Source organism: Rhizobium sp. BK176, assembly GCF_024808055.1.
In genome coordinates this window covers 1-20,419 of record NZ_JANUBV010000001.1, presented here as the reverse complement: position 1 = coordinate 20,419, position 20,419 = coordinate 1, and the positions used below count along the sequence as shown (strand labels likewise).

The following is a 20,419-nucleotide window of genomic DNA, read 5'->3' as shown; positions in this document are numbered from 1 at the left end:
CATGGGCAGCGACGTAACGATCGGATTGAGGACAGCCGAAGGCGAAGTGATCGCGGCGCGGAGCTACAGCCACGTCATTGATAGAATCCTCGCCGAAGCGGACTTCGTCACCCCGAACGAAGTGGAATTCAGAGGTCTCGTCGAAGAATACCGCTCGAGCAAGGGATACGGACCGTTGCCGGCCGCGCCGTTCGGGTCCGGAATTTTGTTCGCCGACTTCCAGACGAGAACGATCTACAGCTTCCAGAGCATCGCGTTTTTTCCGGCGTTCACGAAAGACTCGGCGGTGAAGACGCTGTTCAAGTCACCTGAGCGGTTCGACATCTATGTTCCGCACTTCTCGATGGTTCTCGAATTCGCCCCGAGGCCGACCGGTGACTACAGGATGCCCGACATCGTCGAACGGAACATCGAACGGGCCGCAGACCAGGAGGGCCTTTGGAAGGCCGCGGGTATCGAAACCGTTCCTGGAACATACGCCAATTGGAACGACGGCAAGGAAGAAGTGCTGGCGAGAGCTATCGTTCCCCGAGGCGATTTCCTCGCGCTGATGGTCGACCTTCCGGGTTGGTCGATGATCACGTGCAACCCACGAAACAAGGCGGAAGTGTCGGCGATTTACGATGCCTTCGCCGCCGGCATCCCACTTGGCGCGGATGACGTGAAGGCGTGGGAAGACTTCATCGCCGAGCTAGAATAGCCAGGGAAGGATCGGTCTTCACGGACGTGGTCCGGAAGCGGAAGGCGCATCGGCTCTGTGCTCAAGGGTCAAGGCCGGTTTGAGGGTACCGTTCACCCGTTTTTGCTCCCGGTGCATCTCCACGCCCATCTTTTCCCAGAAGCCCCTTGCCGAAGGCTTGATGTCGAGGATTTCGATCTCGTCGGTGATGGATCGGGAGAGTGCTTCGATAGCGCGGCGGCCAAGCCCTTCGCCGGGTTGGCCTTTACGGGGGTTGCGGCGCAAGTCCTTGTCGATCTCGAAATTCAGGAGTTTGCGGATGAGCAGCGGCGCTGTCTCGTCGATCGGATATTCGATAAGCAGTTCCATGCTGCCGACAGCGCGGTCGTTGCCCGTGGAATGCCGATGTACCATGTCGTAGACGACGAACTTGCACCACAGGTGGCCTGCGGGATGGACGCGGTTGCTTCGTTTGCCGCCGAATATCGCCATGTCGTTGTCGTACCAGCCGAAAAGGCCAAGTCCCGATTCCTGGAACTGCATTGTGGTAACCTCATGCCCAACCGCGCCGATAGTGGCTGAATTACCTGAAATTGTCCACGCGGGAAAAACCTCAACTTGTACTTTATCGTGACGTCATTAATTTCTTGCCGCTGAACCACGCGACGTCTTGTAAAAAACATGACTATGTGAGAGTTGTTCCCTGAACGGAGACAATCAGAATGCGGTTGCTGACCCCCGCCGAAGTCTGGAAAGAATGGGAAAACGGCGAACACGCCGAGGCCAAACGGGAAGTCCTTCCGAGCCTCTTCGAAGAGGGCCGGAATCCGCGCTGCCTTCTGATCACGGGCGAGAACGGCAGCGGCAAATCGCTTGCCGTCGAAATCCTTCGTCAGGTCTCTCACGATATTCTGCAGGCCGAGGGTGAGAAGCTCGAGGTTATGGACATCGGCATGAAGCGCCGTGTCGCGGCCGGCATCGAGCGAAGCTTCATTTTCGGACATGAGACGACGGAATCGACCGGAAACGTGTCGATCCGCGTTGCATTGAACGGTGTCGCGAATTCACGGGATCGCGACCATCCGCACTGGCTGATCCTCGACGAGCCCGACATCGGCGTCGGAGACGGATATCACACGGCGATCGGCGAATACCTTGCCGAATTCGCCAACACATTGCATCCCGCCTGCATGGGTTTCGCGGTCGTGACCCATTCCAGGGCCATCGCCAAGGAACTCGTCGACGCCGGCGCGTCGAGCCTTCGAGTGGGACAGGACCTGCGCCCGATCGGGGAATGGCTCGCCAATGGCGACCGTCCGAAGAGCGTCGCCGACCTGCTTGCCTTGCAGAAAACGGTCAGGGACACGCGCTCGAACGTCAACAGGCTGTTCGAGACCTTGCGTTCGGAGAAGCGCCAGAATGAGCCGTCGCGTGGCTTGAAGGCCTGACTGGGGCAAAAGCTCTGACTAGGAGGGAAAAGAGGTGAGTAGTTGCAAAGGATGCAACAACTCACCTGCATTCTTTACATCTCGACCTGGAACAGATGTTGAGTTCGGCCATAGATCGGCAAATCATTACTTTGCTAGTGCGGGTAGCCGATGTCTTCGAGGAGATATGCCGCTCGGCGTGAGCATTAGAACCCCCGTGCCAGGCAATGCGCCCGCCAGGGGTTTCGCTTTTCGGGGGAACCCGACCGACAGTCCTTTTGATGATTAAGACCGCGGCCATTTGTAATGGCGGACGCCGTCGCGGATTTCATAGGTCTTTGCCGCGCACACGTAAAGCCCGCCGCCCCCTGGAAGGACAGTGTTATTGGCTTCGTCTACGAACTTCCGCAGGAGAACCAGGTTCCGTCGCGCGAAATCCTCCGTCGACGAGAACGGCATCGCGCAGATGAATTCGGATAACGCGGCAAGCGGTACTTCGAGCCAAGCATAGCCCTTCACGTCGTCTGTGACAGCGAGGAAAAGGCTTCCGCCGCGATTGTCGACGTAGAATTCCGGGCCGACGAGGTCTACCGATGTTCCGAATACATCGACCTTATTGACGTGCGCCGCTGGCCGGAAATGCCGATACTCGAAGTTCTCTTCCGTTACCTCTCTGTCACGTGAGGTCGACCGCGCTGGATCAAAAAGCGCGATATACCGCTCCGCGACGACCGAGAAGACGTTTTCCTCGTCCCTGTCGAAGCTGGCAACGTCGGCCCTTTTCAACGGCACGATAGCTCTGGCGTTCTGTTCGCGAGCAACTTTCTCGTTTACCCAGACCGAAGACTGGTACTTGGGATCGGTTTTCTCGACCTGAGCCTCCCAGATCGGAGACGAGGCTGCAAGCATCGCCAACGTGGCCGAGCCATCAACGTGGTCATCGTCGCCGAGGAACCGGAATTCTGTTCGGGGATAGGTAATCGTGTTATTCTCGTAGAGCCTTTCAGCCGCAGAGCGTGTCGCAGCCGGCGGCATGTCGAAGCGGGTGGCGCAAATTCGAACCAGGTCATGCAGGTTGAGGCCGTGAGAGACGAGACCAGAAGAAGACATGCCAAGACTCCAGAGCAATGATGGGGTCTTTATATACAGCGATAAGGCGCAGTCAATGTGGAATTCACAACTCCGAGCCAAGAGGGGGAGCTAATTTTCGGGCTGGTTTTCGCTAATCCAAAGACTGACAGGCCTGTCCAGCCACGCCTGGAGATGCTTGGTCTTGCCGCCATCACCCGCGAGTCCGATCATGAGCTGCGCGGCCTCGTCGAGGATGGCATCGTCTGGTTCTTCGACGTATGCGAGCCAAAGGTCGTGAAGCCTCGCCAACGCTCTTGTACTCTTGGTCCCGCCTCTTTTGATCTTGTCGGCGAGATAAAGCCATGAGTGACGCGAAAACAGGTCGCCGAACAGCGCCCTGACCAGTCGCTCGTCAGGCTCCGGTCCGCTGTCTGGGATCGGGCTGAAGAAGGCTTCGGCCTCCCTTGTGCCGTAGGTATCTTTCCGGCGGGTCTTGATGTCATCCGCGGCCAGATAGGCGGAAGCGAAGTCGATGATCGGATCGCCCTGCCCTCCGTATGGCGTCAAGACCCGCTTGTATTCCTTTCGCCAGGAATATCGGCTGTCGGCAGAGTGGAGTCCCGGTCTGTCGATGCGGCAATAGACGGTGGCGTTGGACGCGAGGAGATTCCGTTCATAGTAGCGCTTCACCCTCGCCTCGATCTCCGGGCGGTCGTCCCACTCGACTTTGGTTCCAGGCGCGTAGTTGCGGAAATTCTTGGGTTCCGTGGCGTAGACGCCTGGAGACGGTATTCTCGAAAGCATCCTGAATTCGAAGGCCGCCCACGTGAACGCCCTCTGGCCGGAGCGGTCGAAATTGCGTAGCAGTCCGGTCCTCTCGTCGCCAAGTTCGCGATAACCGCTGTGCTTTTCCGTGGCCCGGTTGTTGTAGACACCGTTCGCGGCCTCCGCGACAACCCAGTAGTGGTCGTCGTAAGCGTAGACCTTGTCCGAATCGAAGCCCGCTCCCCAACCGTCGTTGTCGTGAAGGACCAGCTCGAGATGCGTGGACGGGACATCCTGGATTTCGACGTCGACGCTCGCCCAGCCGATGCGTTCCTTGATGTTGGAGTCCGTCTTGGTGTTGGCGCAATAGTGGTTCAGATACGCGATACTCAGTTGCACGTCGTGGTCTCCGTCAGGTCCATCCAGTGTTCGGGACGAAACCGACGGCGGCAAGGTATTCCTGTCGGCGCGTTGTGCCTGGTGCGGCTAACTGCTATCCAGGTCAGGCAAGGAGAATTGGGATGGATCGGAACGAACTCAAAGAAGTGGAAAAGCGGGCGAACGAACCGCTCCGCCGCGACGGCTATTTACCTGAGTGACGTTTCGGTTCCATATAGTTTTACTTCTGGGCTCTCTTATGCCGCCGAGCAGAAAACAGCTGAGTTCGTGATGGCCGGGTTGCAGCTTCCGCTTATGGAGCATTTTCTGAACGTAGCTGTATCCCTGATGCGGGAAGGTATATTGGTCCCGGACGGTGCCGGCTATTTTGGCCGCGATCTTGGGCAAGGTATAGTACCGGTACGGCCGCACAGTTCGCCCTCCAAGCTGTTGCTTCCAGAGGAAGCGGAGGCATATCTGATCGTCCTCCCCGACGATAGCGGGAAGTTCCCATGGGAAGACGGTTGCGACGAAGCCTTCGCCGCCCAGATCGCGGGCTTCGACTGCATCGCGCTGCCACAGCCGCGTTCCGGTCCGCCTCCATCGATGCGCCGGCACTGATCACCGATGGAGGTTGCACTCCCGGCCTCTTACACTGAGTCCGAATTGCAACACGACTGTCGGAATGAACCCGGGTGCGCGACGTTCCAATCGACCCTGGAATCCTGACCGCGTATGGAGGGGCGTGTGAATGATTCTGCACACCCGGGAAGGAACAGCGCGGCGGCTGGCCTTCCCGGTACGGGGATTGAAAATGACAGCAGACAGCATAGTAGAGTGGGCGATCCGGAACGATTTCTATCCGGTAGGAGAGCGTTGTTTTCGCGGCACGAGGAACGGCTCCAGCGTCAGCATCGAAATCAAGAAGGCGTCGTTTATTGTCATCAGCGAAGGCGGCGGAAAATCGCCCAGAGTGATGTCGATGCGTTTCAAGGACGTCAGTTTTGACCGCGAGAACGACTCCATTGTCGGCGTTCCGGCGCTGACCCCGATCAACGTCGAGCTGGAACGCCAGGCCGCTGAGAAGCGTTCGTCGTCCCGCTTCGAGAGGGGGCCAATTCGGATACCAGCCAGTCGTTGAAGGCTATCGACCTGGAGATGGGCCGTGATTGCCGAAGGGAACGCGCACGAGGAGAAGCAGGTCGAGGAACTACGCTTCGAGAGCCTCGATCAGTTGCTTCAGGTTGCTCCGCGCTGGCTCCTCGAAGCGTTCCTTCAGCTGTGGCGTGATGAAGATCGAGGGACGGGTCAGGAACTTCTTCATGACGGCGGCGCGGCCGACCTTCCACTGTTCGTCGGTCGCCCACGAATATTCCTCGCGGATCGCCTCGTCGTAGGCTTTGAACGTCCGGTCGTCCGAGCCGAGGATGCTTAGGTCCATGTCGAGGAAGAGCGCGACATCGGATGCGACCGCCGTCGGAAGTCCAGCGGGAACGATATGCGTCGCCGACGCCTGGATACCTTTGTCGGTCGCATCCAGCTGCCGAGGGCTGGCGACGTTGGCAATCCAGGCCATCGCCATCTTGGCGCTAAGCAGTTCGTTGTCATGGCGACGGCTGTCGTAGATCACGTCATGGCCGACGACTTTCACTTCGAACACATCGGCATCGTTCACGAGCGCCCGATATTCTTCGAAGAGGCCCAACATCCACTCGATGTGGCTCCAGTTGTGGTACGCCCTGCCCTCGTCGTAGTGTTCCCGCGCCTGCGCGATGATCTCGGGTGTGAGGAAGGACATCGTGGACCTCTCTGGAATTTTAAACTCCACATCGAATTAGTGACTTGGTGGACCCTTGTCAATCACGCCGCGACGTCCTGTTTTCGGTTGCGCGGTCGCGTGTCCGACTTCATCATTTTGCAAAACGTGTTCTTTGTTTCGAGCGAGACCAAAATGAAATTCGACATCATCGGCCAGGGCGACAACTTCCTCTACGTCACGCTCGAGCGCGGCGAAGAGATCAGCTGCGAGTCGGGCGCGATGGCGATGATGGAAGGGAACCTCGATCTCGTCGGCGAGATGAAGGGCGGCTTCTTCTCTGCCCTCGGCCGCAAACTGACGAATGGCGAGTCCTTTTTCACGCAGTCCATCCGCGCCACCCGCGGCGGCGGCGAAACGTTGCTATCGCCTGTAATCCCGGGGGACATCCAGGTCCTTGATTGCGGTGGGTCGCGCCAGTATTTCCTCAACGACGGCGTCTTCCTCGCCAGCGAGAAGACCGTGGACGTCAAGGTCAGGACACAGAGCGTAGGTCGCGCGCTGCTTGGAGGGACAGGCGGCTTCTTCATCGGTCAGACCGAGGGCCACGGCAAGGTCGCAGTCTCCGGCTTTGGTACCGTCATCGACATGGATATCGACGCCACCCGCGACAACCCGGTGACCATCGACAACTGCCACGTCGTCGCGTGGGACGCTGGTCTGTCCTATGAACTGGCGGTGAGCACGAACAAGTCGTCCGGTTTCTTCGGTTCGCTCGTCAACAGCGCCGTCAGCGGAGAAGGCATCGTCTGCAAGTTTTCCGGGCGGGGCAAGGTCGTGATTTGTTCACGAAACCGCGAGTCCTACATCGGCTATCTGGCATCCAAGATCGCGCCGAGCAGCTAGGCGATCACATTTTCGGGCCGTAAGAGGCGGGCTTGTCGCGATTGCGCGCAGCCTGCCTTTCCATGACCGCCATATGCGCTCTCGCGATCGACGGCGGCAGGGTTGCGGCGAACTCCCTCAGGGCTTCCTCGCCGTCCTCCGCCAGGATCACCTCGGCGCGTTCCATGGCGAACTTGCCATGGATGTCTCCGGCGATACGGTCGGCCTTCTTCGCACGCTGCAATTGGATCAAGGCGGCCGCCTGCTCGCGTGAATACGGTGCGGGATCGATATGACCGATGGGATTCTTCTCGGTGTCCCACTTCTTGCTGGCGAGAAGCTGGCCGATCGCGCTGGACCGCAGGTAGGTGTCCGGCATCGCGTTGATGACCGCAATCGCCTGCTTCACTTTGTCCGCGTCCATGAGTGCCTGGAAAGGACCGTTGAAGACACGCTCGATCGCCTTGTAGGCCTCGTCGAGAGCCTTGCGTGCCGTGACGTAAATCGGGATGGACGTCTCGAGGTCGGTGGCGCGCGGAGCAGAGGCGACGGCGATTTGTCGATAAGGGGAGGCTTTCTCGCAGAGGTCGGGTTCGGCTTGCACGCCGTTGTCGGCATGGCCTTCAACGAAGTAGTCGCGAAGCTCCTCCATGTCGAAGGCCAGCAACATACGACCGCCGGGACAGACCTTGCCGGCGACCGCGAGGGACGGGCTGGGGCGGTTGCCGTCCCAATAGCTTTTCGGGCCGACGCTGGCGCGGTAGATCGCACGGCCGGCCTTCTTGCTCCAGTTTTCGAGGGATGCCGGGCTGTTCGAACGTGCCATAGGGAAGACCTGTTTTTGTTGACGCCAAATCTTCCCGCCAACGCGGGCAACCGACAACCGGCTACGATGGAAAGGTGATCATTTCGGGGCCAAATGCGGTCACAAGCGACTTCTCGGGCGGCAGATTGACGCGCAGCGCCTGCTTCACTTCGAGCGAATAGTCGCCCTTCAGAGAAAAATAGCCAAGGATCGTCATCAGCCAACCCTGCACCTGCAGATTGACGATGTTTCTGGTGGTCGAGAGCCGGTCATAGGCAAGGCGTTCCAGCTGACGATTGGCGACGAACTTGTCGACGTCATGCTTGACGTACCTGACCGCCGCGGTATCGATCCTCGCGGCACGCCAGAACACGTTTTCGTGGTCGGCTAGACCGATCGCCGGCATTCGATGCAGCCAGGCATAAACGTAGGCCGAATTGAAGTGGCCGGGATTCTGGAGATACGAGGTGAGGACGCTGGCCCGCATGGTCTCGTAGCTTGCCACCAAAAGGTTGTCTGCCGTGGACATTCCGTAGACTCCGTCAGCGTGAAGGCGCGATGGCGTCTTCGTTTCATTTGACGTCTTCTATTTTTTCAAAACCAAGGTGTCAACACCTGCGTTGACCGTTATCTTCCAAGTCTGTATGCGGAAGCGGCCGTCGGGTGACGGGCGATCACCGTGTTCGCGACCTCTGCATCATCCATCTCCTGAGACCAAGAGCCTTCGAGGAAGTTGAAGGCGTAGTCGACAGATGACGTCGCGCAGTTGGCGATGTGCTTTTCGGCAGTGACCATTCGGCCCTTACGGACGTTCTTGACGTAGTTGTAGACGCAACGGATGACGGCCGGATCGCGGACGGGGTCGGCGTCGGCGATGGCGTCCTCGAAGGCAGGCCAGCGTCCTCGGATGAACTCGCGGCTGTAGAGATAGGCGTAGCGCCAGTCGTTGAGGATCACCGATTCTGCCTTGGCGTCTCGCACGAAGGAAGCGCCCTCCTCCATTCTCCTCGCGACTTCGCGGCCGTATACAGTGGCTGCGGCTTCTTCCAGGTGGCTCCTGATGCGCTGGGAGAGGGTCGGGTCGAAACGATGCATGAAATGTCTCCTGAACTTTCAGGTCGATGGTCCCATCATGCGTTGTAAGGGACAACGCATGAGCTCCGTGTAAGACTGCTCCACGGCGGGGGTCATGACGGAGATGGCGCGGTCGTAGGCGGAAAGGCCTTCACGTCCTGTGCGGTTGCTCGCCAGCATCTCATCGTCGATGCCGAGGAAGGACAGAAGCTGTTCGGCACTGGAGAAGGACCGGGTCGCCTGCCGGTCTACTCCTGGCAGCTTGATGAAGACGAGGTAATGGGCGTCGCGGACTTCCTGCGTTTGCCTGTCCGTACGTCTGTTGCGGTACTGCAGAGATACCTCGTTTCCGATCGACGGAGCCTCGAATCTGATATACGGCCAGCCGTTCTTCGTCCGGCGCAGCGTGTGTGGGATGCCCGCGTCCCCCAGCAAACCTCGGAAGGATGTCAGCAAGGGCGGGATTTTCGACCGGCGGTCCATCAGGGATGCTCCTACGCTTCTACCGTTTGCGGGGCATACAGGGAACTCATTGCCGACATCCAAAAGATGCCCGCCTCTTGTAGAGAACGCCCTTCCCTGTTTTCCGTCTCGCCGAGCCGGCAATTGGAAACCGGGGATCGATAGGTGTCGATCAGGAAGTCGTCCGTGTGGATCGAGCCGGAAAGCGCGTCCAAGGCGATCTCGATCGCGGCGACCGCGCCCTTGGACTGCTCGCCAAACAGGCAGGTCAGTCGGTCGAGCTTGTTTGCCCGCTCAAGATGGATGCTGTCACGGTCGCTGCATAGACAACCGACGACGAAACGTTCAGGGGAACCCATGATAGGACTGAACAGCACGGGTACCAGCGACACAGACCGGAAGTCGGCTGTGCGCTGCGGGAAGCGGCTCCTGTCGAGAGCGACCCCGATCCGTGGCAATGCCACATTTTCAGGGTTCTTTGCCTCGGTTGTCATCTTGGTCCCTCAGTCTTCGTCGTCCGACGATTTGAAGGTTTCCAGAACACCCAAAATCCCGAGCCGAATACGATCGGCCGCTTCGCCATGATGGCGTGCCGCGACCTTGTCCCATTCGGTGGTGTCGATGTCCTGCGAAACCGCGTCGCTACGGGCCTTTTCGCCAGAAGCGATAGACGCACAGAGTTCGACAAGGGTTCGACGGGCGTCGTCGGGTTGAGAGACGATCCTCTCGGAGGCCGAGATCAGCAGGCGGCTCAGAGCTTCGAAGGGGTCGGTCTTGGTACTGCGGGCCTCGTTGGCCTCCGCTTCCGGGAGAGGACGGCGTACGACGGCGAACAGGTTGCCGTTCGAACGCCGGATCATTCCCCAATCGTCGGTGTCGCCGTTCGGACGGTAGACCAAGGCTGGAGGCTTGCCTTTGAGCGCCTCGCGGGCGGCCGTGATCATCGCGTCCTCCCGCTCGGCGGCCAGCATCGCGTCGTCGAGCGTCGAGCCTTCGAATTGGAGTTCGTACTCTTCGCCGCCTCGTGGCCGGACCGACGCCTTCACTTTGCCGTGCTTCTCGTAGCACAGATAAAGGGCGTTTTCCGTGGTCGCGCCGCGACCGTACATAAACGCCGTCCAGCCGCTGTAGCCGAACTTTCTGGGTTCGGGCGGTTGATAGACTTCGCCCGCCGCATACAAGACAGTTTCAGCAATGCGCCTGCGGTCATCGATGCCGAGAGCGAGAGTGCCGTCTGCGAACTCAAGATTTTCAATGGCCAATGCGGCACGGTCTACGCTGGTTTTGAAGGTCATCGTCGTCTCCTGAAATATGTCTGCCCGTCAGATCGCGGCTGCTTCCTGCGTGGCGGATGGCGTGGGCTGTTTCATTGGCGGTGTCCAATCGATGACGTCGCTTCCTGCGATGCCATCGCGGACCTTTTGCATCTCCTCAAATCCGTACCCCCAGACGTCGCCGTCGCATTTCCAGTCCGCCCACGGGCCGAAGTGGCGCTTGTCGACTTTCACGCCCTTGGAGACGTACCTGCCGAGGTCGGCGACCAGCCGCTGCATTGTGCCGCCGCCGCTGAACTTCTGCGGATTCCAGCGACCCTCGCGGCCTGTGTCGACCAGCAGATCGGTACATTCGTCGCGGAAGCGGACCCTGCCGCTGGCCGTAAGCTCGAATGCCGCCGTACGGTCATGCTTGGCGTAATGGAAGAAGCGGCGGCCGTGGGCAGCGATGTGACGGATCACCTCGTTTGCATGCGCCATCCGCTCGGCCCGTGTCTGCTTTGTCATGTTCCGGTCCTCTGTCTGGTTATGCTGCCGACGCTTCGGCTTTGCGGATCGGCGTGAGGCCAGCGCTCTTGTTTTCGATGGCGGTCGAAAACCGTGGCTCTGCCAGGCCAGTGCCGCAAGTCCACGACATGCCGTCGGCTGTCCGCGCGGCGTAGGAGCCGACTTCAATGCCGCCGATCTCGAGATCGTAGCCTTCGGCCGTCGTCAGGAGATCGACCGCATGTTCGGTTTCCTCTTCCATGAACTGTCGCGCGAGATCGGCGAACTCGAGGGCCAGGTCTGGATTGGCGTCATGGGACGCGAACAACTCGACTTTCATGAACTGGCGGAGGTGGGTTGCGCTCACTTCCGGCTCCCGTCGGAAGCACGGCGTCAGCGACACGTAGCGTCCCTTGGGAAGGCCGTCGAGCTTCATGGCGTGGATGAAGGACTGCTCCGCCGATCCAACCAGGTATTCGCCGTCGAAAGCGTACATGCGGCTTTCGTCGCTGCACGTCAGCGCGCAGATGTCCTTGGGGGCGTTCCAGTCGACTTCGACGCGCAGGAAACCTTTCCTCTGGTAGAAGGCAAGGGCGCGCGCAAGGCGTCCCCAGTCGGTGAAGCTGGAGATCAGCATTTGGCTCGCGCCTCCGTCGCCTTCTTGTTGGTCTCGAGGCGCTCGATCCAGGTGGGGTAGTTCAGTTTCGCCCATTCGACGGCCCCGCGGTTGTAGGCGGCCTGAACGGCGCTCTCGAGATCGCTCTCCAGACCTTCGATCTTCTCCTCGACGATGGTTTCCCACTGGTAGGCGAGCGCGAGGTCGATTGCGTTTTTAACGTCGAACCGGAATGCGGCGAGCTTTGCTTCGGGCGACCCGTATGTCGTGACGGCCGTCGCCATGATCCTTACGACCGCCTCGGAGACCAGGCGGTCGTGGGTTACGGGGTCGATCCCGATCAACTTGTTGTCCATGTCAGCTCCTGTGGCCGTTCACGAACGCGCGTGTCGTGGCGTCGTTCATGGTGATGAGATGATCGAGCGTTACGCTCGGGTGGTGGCGTTCCAGCCAGCAGCGGATCGCGCCGAGCTGGTCTGATAGTTCGATGAACGCCATGACGTCGTTGCCCTGTTTGAGGGCGTCCTTGAATTCGAGGAATTCTTCTTCGATCTTCGACACCTCGCCGACCACGCCCTTGGGGATCGGCTTGAGGTGGTAGCCGCCGTCCGGATCGCGGACGCGGTCTTCGACGAGTTCGCCGATGTAGTCCCAGAGCTGGTCCGTCGGGATCGTCTGCGAGAACGGACAGACGTGGCCGTCTTCGACAGGCTTGAGGATGGTGGCCATTTCCTTGACGACGTCACGACGCTCGACGAGCGTGATGCACTCGCTCGCGCGGATGCGGTGGAATTGGGTGTGCGGGAACTCGTAGACCGATCCCTTGACCATCGTGTAGCTACCGGCCGGCTTCACGTTTCCGAGCCCCTTGAAATCGGGTTCGCGCTCGTCGCCGGGCTTGCAGGACACCTCGTACATGCCATGGTCGCCAGCCTCGTCCTGAGTGAATTCGTAGACTTCGTGGGTCGTTTTTCCATGCAGGACGTGCGATTTGAAATCGTATCGGTGGTCGTGAAGCTCTTCCTCGCCGACGATCGCCGAGAGTGCCGGATGCCAGAAATGCATGCGGTATTGCTCGTTGAACTTCATCTGGATGAAGCCGAGGCCGAAATAGTGGGGAACCGCCCCTGTCGCCTTGAGGAAGGCCACGGTCGGGTTGAGGAGATCGTTCAAATTCAGGGAGTGACCAGTACGCTTGTTCATCGCTTTATCCATCGTTGGAAAGTGGGACGACGGGAGCGCCGATCGGCGTCCCGCAATTGAATTGGCAGTCATATATGCTGGTCATTTCCTTTATAGATGGCAGGCAGAGCGGCGGCAATACCGAAGCCTACTCTTTTTCAAGACTCCGTTGACGAATGCTGATAGCGAGTTCTTTTATTTTTTGCAATGGAGTCTTGTAAACTTATTTTTATCCGTCTAAGGTCTCGCCACGTCCCGGTTGACGTCCATCGCAACGCTAGCAATTGGATGACCCCAATGAACAAGTTCCACCGCTACGACTTCGCCACCAAGGGCTACATCTCCAAACTCAAGGAAGCCGCCGAAGGCACGGCGGATGTCGCCGACCTAATCCCGGCGTCCGCCTCCGTGCAGGATGCCCTTTCCGAAATCCGGGACCTCAACCAGCAGGATCGCGAATACGTCGAGGCGACCGCCGCCTACATCAAGTCGCTCTCCGACGTCGTGAAGGGCCGTTCGGCCGACACGGTCGATGAAAAGGAAGCCGCCTGGGCAGTCGCCCGCCGTCGCGTCATCGTCGAAGCTCCCGTCGGCGGCCGCAACGCCTACGACCAGGCCGCCTGAGGTTCTCGACATGGAGAACCTCATCGCCATTCTGCGCCCGCGCGTCTCCGCGATGGGATCGGCCATCGGCTGTCTCGGAGAACACGGTAGCCGCGACTATCTCCACTGGATGATCGACACCGTCGAAGCGGAAAGCGCGTGGCCACGCGACAAGCGGGTCCGCTGGCTCGGCTATGTCTCTGGTGCTCGCGATTTCGCGACGTTGGGCAAGGACTCCGTTTCCATCTCCAGAATGACCGACATCGACACGCCGATCCTGTCTGCCTTGCAGGGCAAGAACGAGGCCTTCCTGTTCGCGGGATTGGACGAGGTGTTGGAGGGCCTGGAATCCATCGCCGAACAAGCCGGCTCTCAGACGGTGAACCTCGCTTCCTATGCGCGCCGCAGCCCCACAGCGGCAAGAGCCTCGTTCAGCCTCGGCTACACGCAGGCCTACATGACGGGCAACCGCCTGATCGACGTCAACGGCGAGCGCGACCGAACGCGCGCCATCTTCCACAGGGTCTACGCGCAGTGCGGCTTCGACATACCGAAGTCCCGCGACAGGTCGACCGCCCACCAGACGAAGGAAACCGCCTGATGCACATCGAAGGCCTCGTTGAAGGATGCCGTGAATTCAAGCCGGAGCCGACCACCGTCCTCCATGCGAGCGAGAAGAAGACGTTGACTTCGGCCTCCACGGTCATCTGCCGGGAAACGGCGGACATCGTCTGGGTTCGCTCGAGCTTGGCGATCGCATATCTCAGCTTCAAGGGAAAAGTCGTCAAGCGGCTCGAGAGCCACAACGACTTTTACGGTTTTCTGTCCTCGGCCCGCGGGCTATGCAATGAAGCGCCCTCCCGTGTGAAGCACTGGCAGATCGAGCGCGACAGCGAACTGGAATTGCACGTCGTTGGCTGGGTCGAGGATTCTCCGACGGTCGGATACGAGAAGGTGGAATACGGTCGCCGATACTACAAGCCGCTCGCCAAACACGTCTGGTTGGATAGCCCCGACGCCAAGGTCGGGGAAGCCTTCAATTTCGACAACTTTCCGTTCGAGTCCCGCAAGGGCCTTGGCGTTGTGGCGCATACGGCAACGATCGTCTGGAAATCTTCGTGGTCTGACGAGGAAAACCTTGCCGCTTTCGCGGCCTACGAGGCGCTGGCAAAGGCCGAGACCCGTACCGTGATCGACACAGGCGTGTGGATTCCGGTCAACGACTGACAGCAGCGCCGACGCAAGACCGTGTCGGATGGATCAACAAAAGAGGAAGGCCGCATGAACGAGACCGAAGAGACGCGCCTGACACCAGAATTGCGCAGTCAACTCCGCTGCGCGGTAGGCGGCCAGTCCTCCGAAGATGCACGAAGGTCCGCCACATGACCCTCACTGAACCTGTCAAGGACGTCATCCGGGATTCTCTCGGTCAGATTCAGAGGCGCTACCGTGACGCACGTCGGGCGGCCATCCTCGCCGGTCCGTTCGGCGGCCTGATGTGGGAGGCGATGCGAAGCCTCCAGTCGCCGTCGTTCCTCGCCTATCCCCGCATGCTTGCGCATCCAAAGACGATCAAGGCCTACAACGATCCGGATGGACAAGGCGTCTGGCTGCGGGTCTTCGGTGAGGCCGAGGACCGTTTTCGACAGCTGGAGGAATGGGAACTCTACCACGTCCATCGCAACGAGCGACTATCGGCCATCTGCTGGTGGTCGGGCATTGGCGTTATGCTCGTCGCTACAATCGCGCTCTACTGCCTCGGATTGGAGACCGTTGGCCATGTCTCCCTCGCCGTGCTGTCGACCATGCTGACTGTATCGTTCTTCGGTGCGCTGTTCGGCCACACGATCGAGATGCGGGCGGTCAATAACTGCCGCAACGGCTTCGAAACAGTAGTGCGCGAGCTGCCGGACAGGCTGTGGACGGCGATGGACCAAGGACAAACGGAATGCCGAACCCGTTGAAAATCGCCGACCAAGCAATTCTTGCGGGTTTCTCTCGTGCCATGGAGTACGTCTACACAGAGTGGGGGGTTTCTCCTCTTCGGCAAAAGGACATGTTTGTCGGCATCCTAAGCTTTGTCGTCGCCCTTTTCGCAGTGGCGAATCTCCTGGTGTTGCGGCTGGAGAGCGTCTTGACGGACGCCGGCGCGAAAAGCATCGCCTTCATCACCATGATCGCGCTTCTTGCCGTGTGCTGGTGCTTGCGGAAATTCCAGAAAATCAGCAACGACTACACCAGAACGACATTCACCCAAATGACCATGGAGGCAGATTGGTGTCGAACGTCAGGAGCGGGGGTTGCGCTCAGGGCGGTCATCGCTCTATCGGTCGCCTTCCTCGTCATCCTGGGTGCCGGCAGCCTGACAACCGACCTCGGCGTTAACAGAATGCTCATGTTGAACGGGGTTTTCGTCTTGGGTGCGGTCATCGATGTCTACATGGACTGCGCGCCACCGCCGCCTCCATCCTCGGGTCGAAGGCGGGAAAGCTCCGTAACCAAGCTTCGTCACGCTTGACGACCTTCGCCGTCTGAACACAGGTCGCCCCAAAAAAGCTGAAAACCGATGGTATCAATCTCCCGTGGATTTCCGCTCCTTGTGAGTGGCAATCCATTGGCGAAGCACCTAGATTCGTCGCGTCGCTTCAATGCATGGAGATTGATTCGGTAGTGACCAGCGAACGTTCGAGAATGTCCGGAGCAACCCGGGCAAAGCTCCACCGGGAGCGAAAGCGGAACCGAGAGGTTCAGGTGGCAGTTGGGATCGCGAAGCTCGTACTGGGCCAAGGGGCCGGCGAGCAGCGCCGGGCGATCATCGAGGTACTGGAGAAGGCAAACGCCGCCGACGGAATACCGGGAGAGTATTCCCGCACCCTCGACAGGGCGATCGACAACCTCACTTCTTCTGCGCACCGATAAGGGTTTCGGCGAGCGCCGAGCAGGTGCCGCCGAGTTCCGCCGTCAGGGCTTCCATGCCCTTTTCCTGCTTGATGCGGTTCTGCCGCGTCAACTCGTTGACGACGAAGGTCTGCGCCTGGTCGTCGTCCATGCCGAGCGCCGAGGCCTCGAACATGTATTCCTCGCCGAGAACGGACAGGACGTTCGCGTAATCGGCCGGCACCGGCTTCTTGCCGTCCAGACCGCCCTTCACCGCCGCAAAGGCCATGCACTTGGCGAGGTCCAGATATCGCGTGCCGTCGGCTGCGTTCGCGAGCGTGGGCAAAAGGGCGATGGCGGCGACGATTGCGATCTTCAACATGGGTTTCCGTTTCAACGAGCTAACCGATGATCGCTCGAATTAAAGACCTCGTAAACGTAGGAATCTTGATTCCGAACGAAAACTTGCCCATCATTGGTCCAACAAGCCGAAAAGGCATAAGGACAGGACAATGGACACCGGGAAGAGCCAATACGACGCCATGGGAGATGCGACCACCCTCGCCGCTCCATTGCGCAAATGGGCAAGGATCGGATTTCTTCGCGGGTTTTCCGGCGTCCGCAAGGAAATCCTGCCGATGGGCGCGATGATCCTTCCGTCCAAGGCGTTCGGCGACGTCGCATGGGAAAGCCTCAACTCCATTTCCCACGAAGGCGAAGAATACGAGGCGCGACACCGCTACGTCCTCGAAGTCGAGGAAATCCTCCGCCAGCGCCAGTCGCAGTTCGTAGAAGACCATTACCGCAATTCCGTATGGGGACATATCTGCGACTTCCTGCTCGCTCTGGTCTTCGTCGGATTGATGATCGGGCTTCTAACCTCGGTCGGGCCGCTTTCCCCGCTGACTATCGGCCTTCTGTCGTTGATCGGCATCAAGATCATTTTCCTGCACGTTTCCGTGCGCCGCGCGATACGCATAGCCCAGTCGGCCTTCCAGTTCTCCCGCGACGACATCAAGTTGCCATGGGACGCGGGAGCCACTCGTTGATCGGCAGAGCCTTTTCCTCGATCGCCGACGTTTTCGGTATTTCCCGCCGCGCGGCCGCCGCCTCGAGAGAGGTCCGGCAGCCGCGCGTGGTCTTCCTGACGGGAGCGGGCCTCAGCGCTGACAGCGGCATTCCGACCTATCGGGGTGATGGCGGTCTATACGCCGGCATGCGGGCCGAGGAACTGATGACGCCGGCAAACCTCGAGCGCGACCCAGTGGGCGTCCACACCTTCTGCGACGACCGACGCCGAGCCTTGGCCGACGCCGAGCCGAATGCCGCGCATCTGATGATCTCCGAACTCGCCGCGAAGTATGGGGACAGGCTCACCCACATCACGCAGAACGTCGACGACCTCATCGAGCGTGCGGGATTTGGTGGGTCGATCCACGTCCACGGCAACCTGACGTCTATGCGGTCGCTTGCCGATCCGGACAAAAGGGTCGACATCGGGTACACGCGCTATTGGTCGGGAAACGCTTCCGAGGCCCCGGCCGGAGGCTTTCAGTTCCGGGACGAGACGGGAAGTCTGTACAGGCCGGACGTCGTTCTATTCGGCGAGCAGACCAGGCTCTACCACAAAATGTTTCTCGTGATGGGAGCGCTGCATCCGGACGACTTGCTCGTGGTGATCGGGACCAGCGGAAAGATCGTTCCCGTCAATCGCTGGACGGCCAACGCCGACTGCCGAAAGGTGCTAAACAACCTCCAGCCCGAGAACAAGATCGACGAGAGCCGGTTCGACGAAGCCATGATGATGCCTGCGGCCGACGCGGCCGGCCGCATTCGAGAAATCGTCACGGGTCACCTCGGCTAGTCCAGTCTTGTCGATTTCGGCCTGCGGTGCGACTTTGCGGAAACACCGAGGCACCGCCAGATGATCCTAGAAATCGAGTACCCCATCACCACCACAGGCCGTCCGAACAAGGCCGCCAAGCACAAGACGGTGGTTTTCCGTGACGTCGTGCGCGTGGACATCCCTGACTACGGGCCGTCCGCCAAGAGGCCCGCGATGTTGGTCGATGGGCCTCCCGGATTCCAACGCACGCCATACTACGGGATTGACGGACGGCTGTACGGCGAGACGGCCCAGAAGGTGCCAAGGGACCGTCGTTCGTCCCTGGTGATCAGTCTTCGAGGGAGCGACAACGTCCTCACGCGTCATCTCGAAACCGAACTGGTGGAACTGGGGAAGAAGCTTCGCAATCACCATTCTACGGCAGTGTCGACGGCGCTATTCCCGAACGAACTAGCGAATTATTTCGCCGACGGCCTACAGACTACGCGCGCCGCAGCCCGTGCCGATCTCGTGCCGGTCATCCTGCCGACATTCGAGCAATTGAGCGTCCGTGATATGGACATGGCGGAAGTGGAGCGGCAGCGGTCGGCGTTTGCCGCCCATCTCTCCGAGTTCGTAATCGTCGATGGCGAGCTGATGCGAACCGTGCCCGAGCCTGTATACGGCGTGAGCATCGGATATCCCGCCTACGGGGAACCAGGTGCGGACCGCGGGTCGGAAGGTTCGGCGGCCAAGGTCGAGATGATACTTCCTCCGAGATACAAGCAGCTTCACAAGATGCAGGAACATGTCAACGTCGTCGCCTTTTTCGCGGCCGACAGGTACAGGGATGCCTTGGCCTACGCCAACGAGATCAAGACCCACCAAGGACCGGGACCGCGAGAGGCGCTGGAAGCCGCCCGCCTGATCCGCGTAAAGGACGAATCCTTCGTCGGGTTCGACGACGAGAAGGCATCGTTGTTGATGGTGGCCGAGAACATGGCGAGGATGTTCCTGAAGGAGGCGCTCGGCTACCAGGACTCGCACTCCAAAGACAAGATCAGGGGCGCATTGGACAAAGCGCCCATCGAGACGATCATCGCATGGAAGGCGCTGACGGCGGCGATCAATTCGGAAGACATGAGCCTGCTGCCTGGCGCTGTACAGGACTGCCTCGATGCGCAGCGCCGAACGGGGACGAAGTACTTCGCTGACTTCCAGATGCCTCCGGCGGTGATCGAGGCGGCACTCGCGAAGTGGGACGACCGCGCGGTATCGTTCCCGATAGAGGCGGTCACGGGTCCAAATCGGTCAAGGTGACCTCTGACGGTAAAAAATAGTCGTGGCGATCGATCTGGGGTCTTTATTTTGTCAACACAATAATGTATGACCCCGAAATCGGATTGGCGGAGGGCTTGGCCTTGCAGTACAACTGGATGGAACACGCAGCGGCACTGGTTGCCACGTTCGCTTTCCTCGAGGCCGCCATTCTCGGCTACTACTACCTCCGCGCCCGCGTCAGTCCCGTCGGCTCACACGACCGTCTGGCGGTCGCCGTCTACGACTGGAACCTCCGCTTCGCCAAGCATAGCTTCGTCATCTGGCAGGTCGCCGTCTTCGGGACCTACCTCGCCATCTTCGGTCACGGCCCCGCTTAAACAGAAAGAAACCGCGATGTCCGCTGAAAAGGAAATCCGCGAGCTAGCCGGCCGTCACGGCGTGTCGGCCGAGCCACCCGACCTCAGTGCGCCGGACAACCGCTGGATCGCCCGCTTCTCTGCGCCGCCTAACGAGTTGGGCGAGGCCGACTGGCTGCTGATCAACCTGAACCGCCTCTCTTATGTCGGCGAGGCCGAATTCGAGCGGTTATACCGGCAACTGATCACGGAACGGGACGGCTAGTCGCGCTCCGGCTTGCGCGCGCCTCGGCTACTGTCGCATCCATTGAAAGATTTTTGAGCCGGAAGCAGATTCCTGAACGTTTTTTGAAGGGCCTGAACGTTTTTTGACGTCGGAGCCGTTTCTTGAGCGTTTCTCGAGGCCGAAGGCGGAGCGGGATTGCCCATGCGTTTTATCGTTCGCCACGAAGGGTTCGTGACTTCTCTCGGCCCTGAAGGACCGAGCTTCAGGTCTTGATCAGGCCGCTTTCGCGATCTGCTTGCTACCTTCTTCTTCCTGCTTCCGACCGGCACCCCGGTTCGATCCACAGGCCAGCACCGGAAGTCCTCCGGCTCGAGCCTTGCGGCCCAGATAG

General features: G+C 59.8%; 30 protein-coding genes. 16 read left to right on the top strand and 14 right to left on the bottom strand.

What is annotated here, in order from left to right; all coding sequences use genetic code 11:
• Position 1: 1 nt before the first annotated feature.
• A complete protein-coding gene (locus FHT76_RS00150; RefSeq protein ID WP_259183435.1) occupies positions 2-700 on the top strand; it encodes a hypothetical protein in 699 nt (232 codons plus the stop codon).
• Positions 701-718: 18 nt separating this feature from the next.
• Here the strand turns inward: FHT76_RS00150 and FHT76_RS00145 are convergent, their stop codons facing one another.
• Positions 719-1,222 carry a hypothetical protein gene (locus FHT76_RS00145; RefSeq protein WP_259183433.1) on the bottom strand — a complete coding sequence of 168 codons (504 nt, stop codon included), beginning with the start codon at positions 1,220-1,222 and terminating at the stop codon, positions 719-721.
• Between the two features lie 179 nt (positions 1,223-1,401).
• Here FHT76_RS00145 and FHT76_RS00140 point away from each other — a divergent pair, with 179 nt between their 5' ends.
• Positions 1,402-2,127 carry an ATP-binding protein gene (locus FHT76_RS00140; RefSeq protein WP_259183430.1) on the top strand — a complete coding sequence of 242 codons (726 nt, stop codon included), beginning with the start codon at positions 1,402-1,404 and terminating at the stop codon, positions 2,125-2,127.
• A gap of 264 nt (positions 2,128-2,391) precedes the next feature.
• Here FHT76_RS00140 and FHT76_RS00135 read toward each other — a convergent pair whose 3' ends face one another.
• A complete protein-coding gene (locus tag FHT76_RS00135) occupies positions 2,392-3,216 on the bottom strand; it encodes a DNA topoisomerase (RefSeq protein ID WP_259183429.1) in 825 nt (274 codons plus the stop codon).
• A gap of 1,002 nt (positions 3,217-4,218) precedes the next feature.
• Between FHT76_RS00135 and FHT76_RS00130 the strand changes: the two genes are divergently transcribed.
• Together FHT76_RS00130 and FHT76_RS00125 are read left to right on the top strand one after the other, a co-directional pair.
• Positions 4,219-4,941, top strand: coding sequence for a DUF4262 domain-containing protein (locus FHT76_RS00130; protein WP_259183428.1), 723 nt, complete (start codon positions 4,219-4,221; stop codon positions 4,939-4,941).
• 130 nt (positions 4,942-5,071) lie between these two features.
• Positions 5,072-5,461, top strand: a complete 390-nt coding sequence (locus tag FHT76_RS00125) for a hypothetical protein (protein WP_259183426.1) — start codon at positions 5,072-5,074, stop codon at positions 5,459-5,461.
• 69 nt (positions 5,462-5,530) lie between these two features.
• Here the strand turns inward: FHT76_RS00125 and FHT76_RS00120 are convergent, their stop codons facing one another.
• Positions 5,531-6,118 carry a hypothetical protein gene (locus FHT76_RS00120; RefSeq protein ID WP_259183424.1) on the bottom strand — a complete coding sequence of 196 codons (588 nt, stop codon included), beginning with the start codon at positions 6,116-6,118 and terminating at the stop codon, positions 5,531-5,533.
• A gap of 153 nt (positions 6,119-6,271) precedes the next feature.
• Between FHT76_RS00120 and FHT76_RS00115 the strand changes: the two genes are divergently transcribed.
• Positions 6,272-6,982 (top strand): TIGR00266 family protein, encoded by a 711-nt coding sequence (locus FHT76_RS00115; protein WP_259183422.1) that lies wholly within the window; start codon positions 6,272-6,274, stop codon positions 6,980-6,982.
• 4 nt (positions 6,983-6,986) lie between these two features.
• Here FHT76_RS00115 and FHT76_RS00110 read toward each other — a convergent pair whose 3' ends face one another.
• The 10 genes from FHT76_RS00110 to FHT76_RS00065 all read right to left on the bottom strand — a co-directional run bounded on the left by FHT76_RS00110 (position 6,987) and on the right by FHT76_RS00065 (position 12,881).
• Positions 6,987-7,787, bottom strand: a complete 801-nt coding sequence (locus tag FHT76_RS00110) for a hypothetical protein (RefSeq protein WP_259183421.1) — start codon at positions 7,785-7,787, stop codon at positions 6,987-6,989.
• A gap of 61 nt (positions 7,788-7,848) precedes the next feature.
• Positions 7,849-8,295: a hypothetical protein gene (locus FHT76_RS00105; RefSeq protein WP_259183418.1), complete on the bottom strand. Its 447-nt coding sequence runs from the start codon at positions 8,293-8,295 to the stop codon at positions 7,849-7,851.
• 98 nt (positions 8,296-8,393) lie between these two features.
• The gene (locus FHT76_RS00100; RefSeq protein ID WP_259183415.1) at positions 8,394-8,861 is read right to left on the bottom strand and encodes a hypothetical protein; all 468 of its coding nucleotides are present in this window, start codon (positions 8,859-8,861) and stop codon (positions 8,394-8,396) included.
• 18 nt (positions 8,862-8,879) lie between these two features.
• On the bottom strand, positions 8,880-9,323 hold the full coding sequence (locus tag FHT76_RS00095; protein ID WP_259183413.1) for a hypothetical protein: 444 nt from the start codon (positions 9,321-9,323) through the stop codon (positions 8,880-8,882).
• Between the two features lie 11 nt (positions 9,324-9,334).
• A complete protein-coding gene (locus FHT76_RS00090; RefSeq protein WP_259183411.1) occupies positions 9,335-9,796 on the bottom strand; it encodes a hypothetical protein in 462 nt (153 codons plus the stop codon).
• 9 nt (positions 9,797-9,805) lie between these two features.
• On the bottom strand, positions 9,806-10,597 hold the full coding sequence (locus FHT76_RS00085; protein WP_259183410.1) for a hypothetical protein: 792 nt from the start codon (positions 10,595-10,597) through the stop codon (positions 9,806-9,808).
• Positions 10,598-10,624: 27 nt separating this feature from the next.
• Complete coding sequence (locus tag FHT76_RS00080) at positions 10,625-11,083, bottom strand: hypothetical protein (protein ID WP_259183408.1); 459 nt, start codon at positions 11,081-11,083, stop codon at positions 10,625-10,627.
• 19 nt (positions 11,084-11,102) lie between these two features.
• The gene (locus FHT76_RS00075; RefSeq protein ID WP_259183406.1) at positions 11,103-11,699 is read right to left on the bottom strand and encodes a hypothetical protein; all 597 of its coding nucleotides are present in this window, start codon (positions 11,697-11,699) and stop codon (positions 11,103-11,105) included.
• A complete protein-coding gene (locus FHT76_RS00070) occupies positions 11,693-12,034 on the bottom strand; it encodes a hypothetical protein (protein WP_259183404.1) in 342 nt (113 codons plus the stop codon). The genes FHT76_RS00075 and FHT76_RS00070 overlap by 7 nt, the downstream gene beginning before the upstream one ends.
• A gap of 1 nt (position 12,035) precedes the next feature.
• Positions 12,036-12,881: a hypothetical protein gene (locus tag FHT76_RS00065; RefSeq protein WP_259183402.1), complete on the bottom strand. Its 846-nt coding sequence runs from the start codon at positions 12,879-12,881 to the stop codon at positions 12,036-12,038.
• A gap of 276 nt (positions 12,882-13,157) precedes the next feature.
• On the opposite strand from FHT76_RS00065, the gene FHT76_RS00060 reads away from it, so the two are divergent.
• From FHT76_RS00060 to FHT76_RS00035, 6 genes are all read left to right on the top strand, one after another.
• The gene (locus tag FHT76_RS00060) at positions 13,158-13,484 is read left to right on the top strand and encodes a hypothetical protein (RefSeq protein ID WP_259183400.1); all 327 of its coding nucleotides are present in this window, start codon (positions 13,158-13,160) and stop codon (positions 13,482-13,484) included.
• A 10-nt stretch (positions 13,485-13,494) separates the two neighbouring features.
• Positions 13,495-14,064, top strand: a complete 570-nt coding sequence (locus FHT76_RS00055) for a hypothetical protein (protein ID WP_259183398.1) — start codon at positions 13,495-13,497, stop codon at positions 14,062-14,064.
• Complete coding sequence (locus FHT76_RS00050) at positions 14,064-14,690, top strand: hypothetical protein (protein ID WP_259183396.1); 627 nt, start codon at positions 14,064-14,066, stop codon at positions 14,688-14,690. The genes FHT76_RS00055 and FHT76_RS00050 overlap by 1 nt, the downstream gene beginning before the upstream one ends.
• A gap of 155 nt (positions 14,691-14,845) precedes the next feature.
• Entirely contained in the window at positions 14,846-15,427 is a 582-nt protein-coding gene (locus tag FHT76_RS00045) for a hypothetical protein (protein ID WP_259183395.1), read from the top strand.
• On the top strand, positions 15,412-15,981 hold the full coding sequence (locus FHT76_RS00040; RefSeq protein WP_259183392.1) for a hypothetical protein: 570 nt from the start codon (positions 15,412-15,414) through the stop codon (positions 15,979-15,981). The genes FHT76_RS00045 and FHT76_RS00040 overlap by 16 nt, the downstream gene beginning before the upstream one ends.
• A 233-nt stretch (positions 15,982-16,214) precedes the next feature.
• A complete protein-coding gene (locus FHT76_RS00035) occupies positions 16,215-16,382 on the top strand; it encodes a hypothetical protein (RefSeq protein WP_259183390.1) in 168 nt (55 codons plus the stop codon).
• On the opposite strand, the gene FHT76_RS00030 is transcribed toward FHT76_RS00035, so the two are convergent.
• A complete protein-coding gene (locus FHT76_RS00030) occupies positions 16,360-16,722 on the bottom strand; it encodes a hypothetical protein (RefSeq protein ID WP_259183388.1) in 363 nt (120 codons plus the stop codon). The genes FHT76_RS00035 and FHT76_RS00030 overlap by 23 nt on opposite strands.
• 130 nt (positions 16,723-16,852) lie before the next feature.
• On the opposite strand from FHT76_RS00030, the gene FHT76_RS00025 reads away from it, so the two are divergent.
• The 5 genes from FHT76_RS00025 (at position 16,853) to FHT76_RS00005 (ending at position 20,067) form a co-directional block, all read left to right on the top strand.
• Positions 16,853-17,389: a hypothetical protein gene (locus tag FHT76_RS00025; RefSeq protein ID WP_259183387.1), complete on the top strand. Its 537-nt coding sequence runs from the start codon at positions 16,853-16,855 to the stop codon at positions 17,387-17,389.
• Positions 17,386-18,204: a Sir2 family NAD-dependent protein deacetylase gene (locus FHT76_RS00020; protein WP_259183386.1), complete on the top strand. Its 819-nt coding sequence runs from the start codon at positions 17,386-17,388 to the stop codon at positions 18,202-18,204. The genes FHT76_RS00025 and FHT76_RS00020 overlap by 4 nt, the downstream gene beginning before the upstream one ends.
• Positions 18,205-18,264: 60 nt before the next feature.
• Positions 18,265-19,485, top strand: coding sequence for a hypothetical protein (locus FHT76_RS00015; RefSeq protein ID WP_259183385.1), 1,221 nt, complete (start codon positions 18,265-18,267; stop codon positions 19,483-19,485).
• A 62-nt stretch (positions 19,486-19,547) separates the two neighbouring features.
• On the top strand, positions 19,548-19,823 hold the full coding sequence (locus FHT76_RS00010) for a hypothetical protein (RefSeq protein WP_259183384.1): 276 nt from the start codon (positions 19,548-19,550) through the stop codon (positions 19,821-19,823).
• Between the two features lie 16 nt (positions 19,824-19,839).
• Positions 19,840-20,067 carry a hypothetical protein gene (locus FHT76_RS00005; RefSeq protein WP_259183382.1) on the top strand — a complete coding sequence of 76 codons (228 nt, stop codon included), beginning with the start codon at positions 19,840-19,842 and terminating at the stop codon, positions 20,065-20,067.
• Positions 20,068-20,419: the final 352 nt, after the last annotated feature.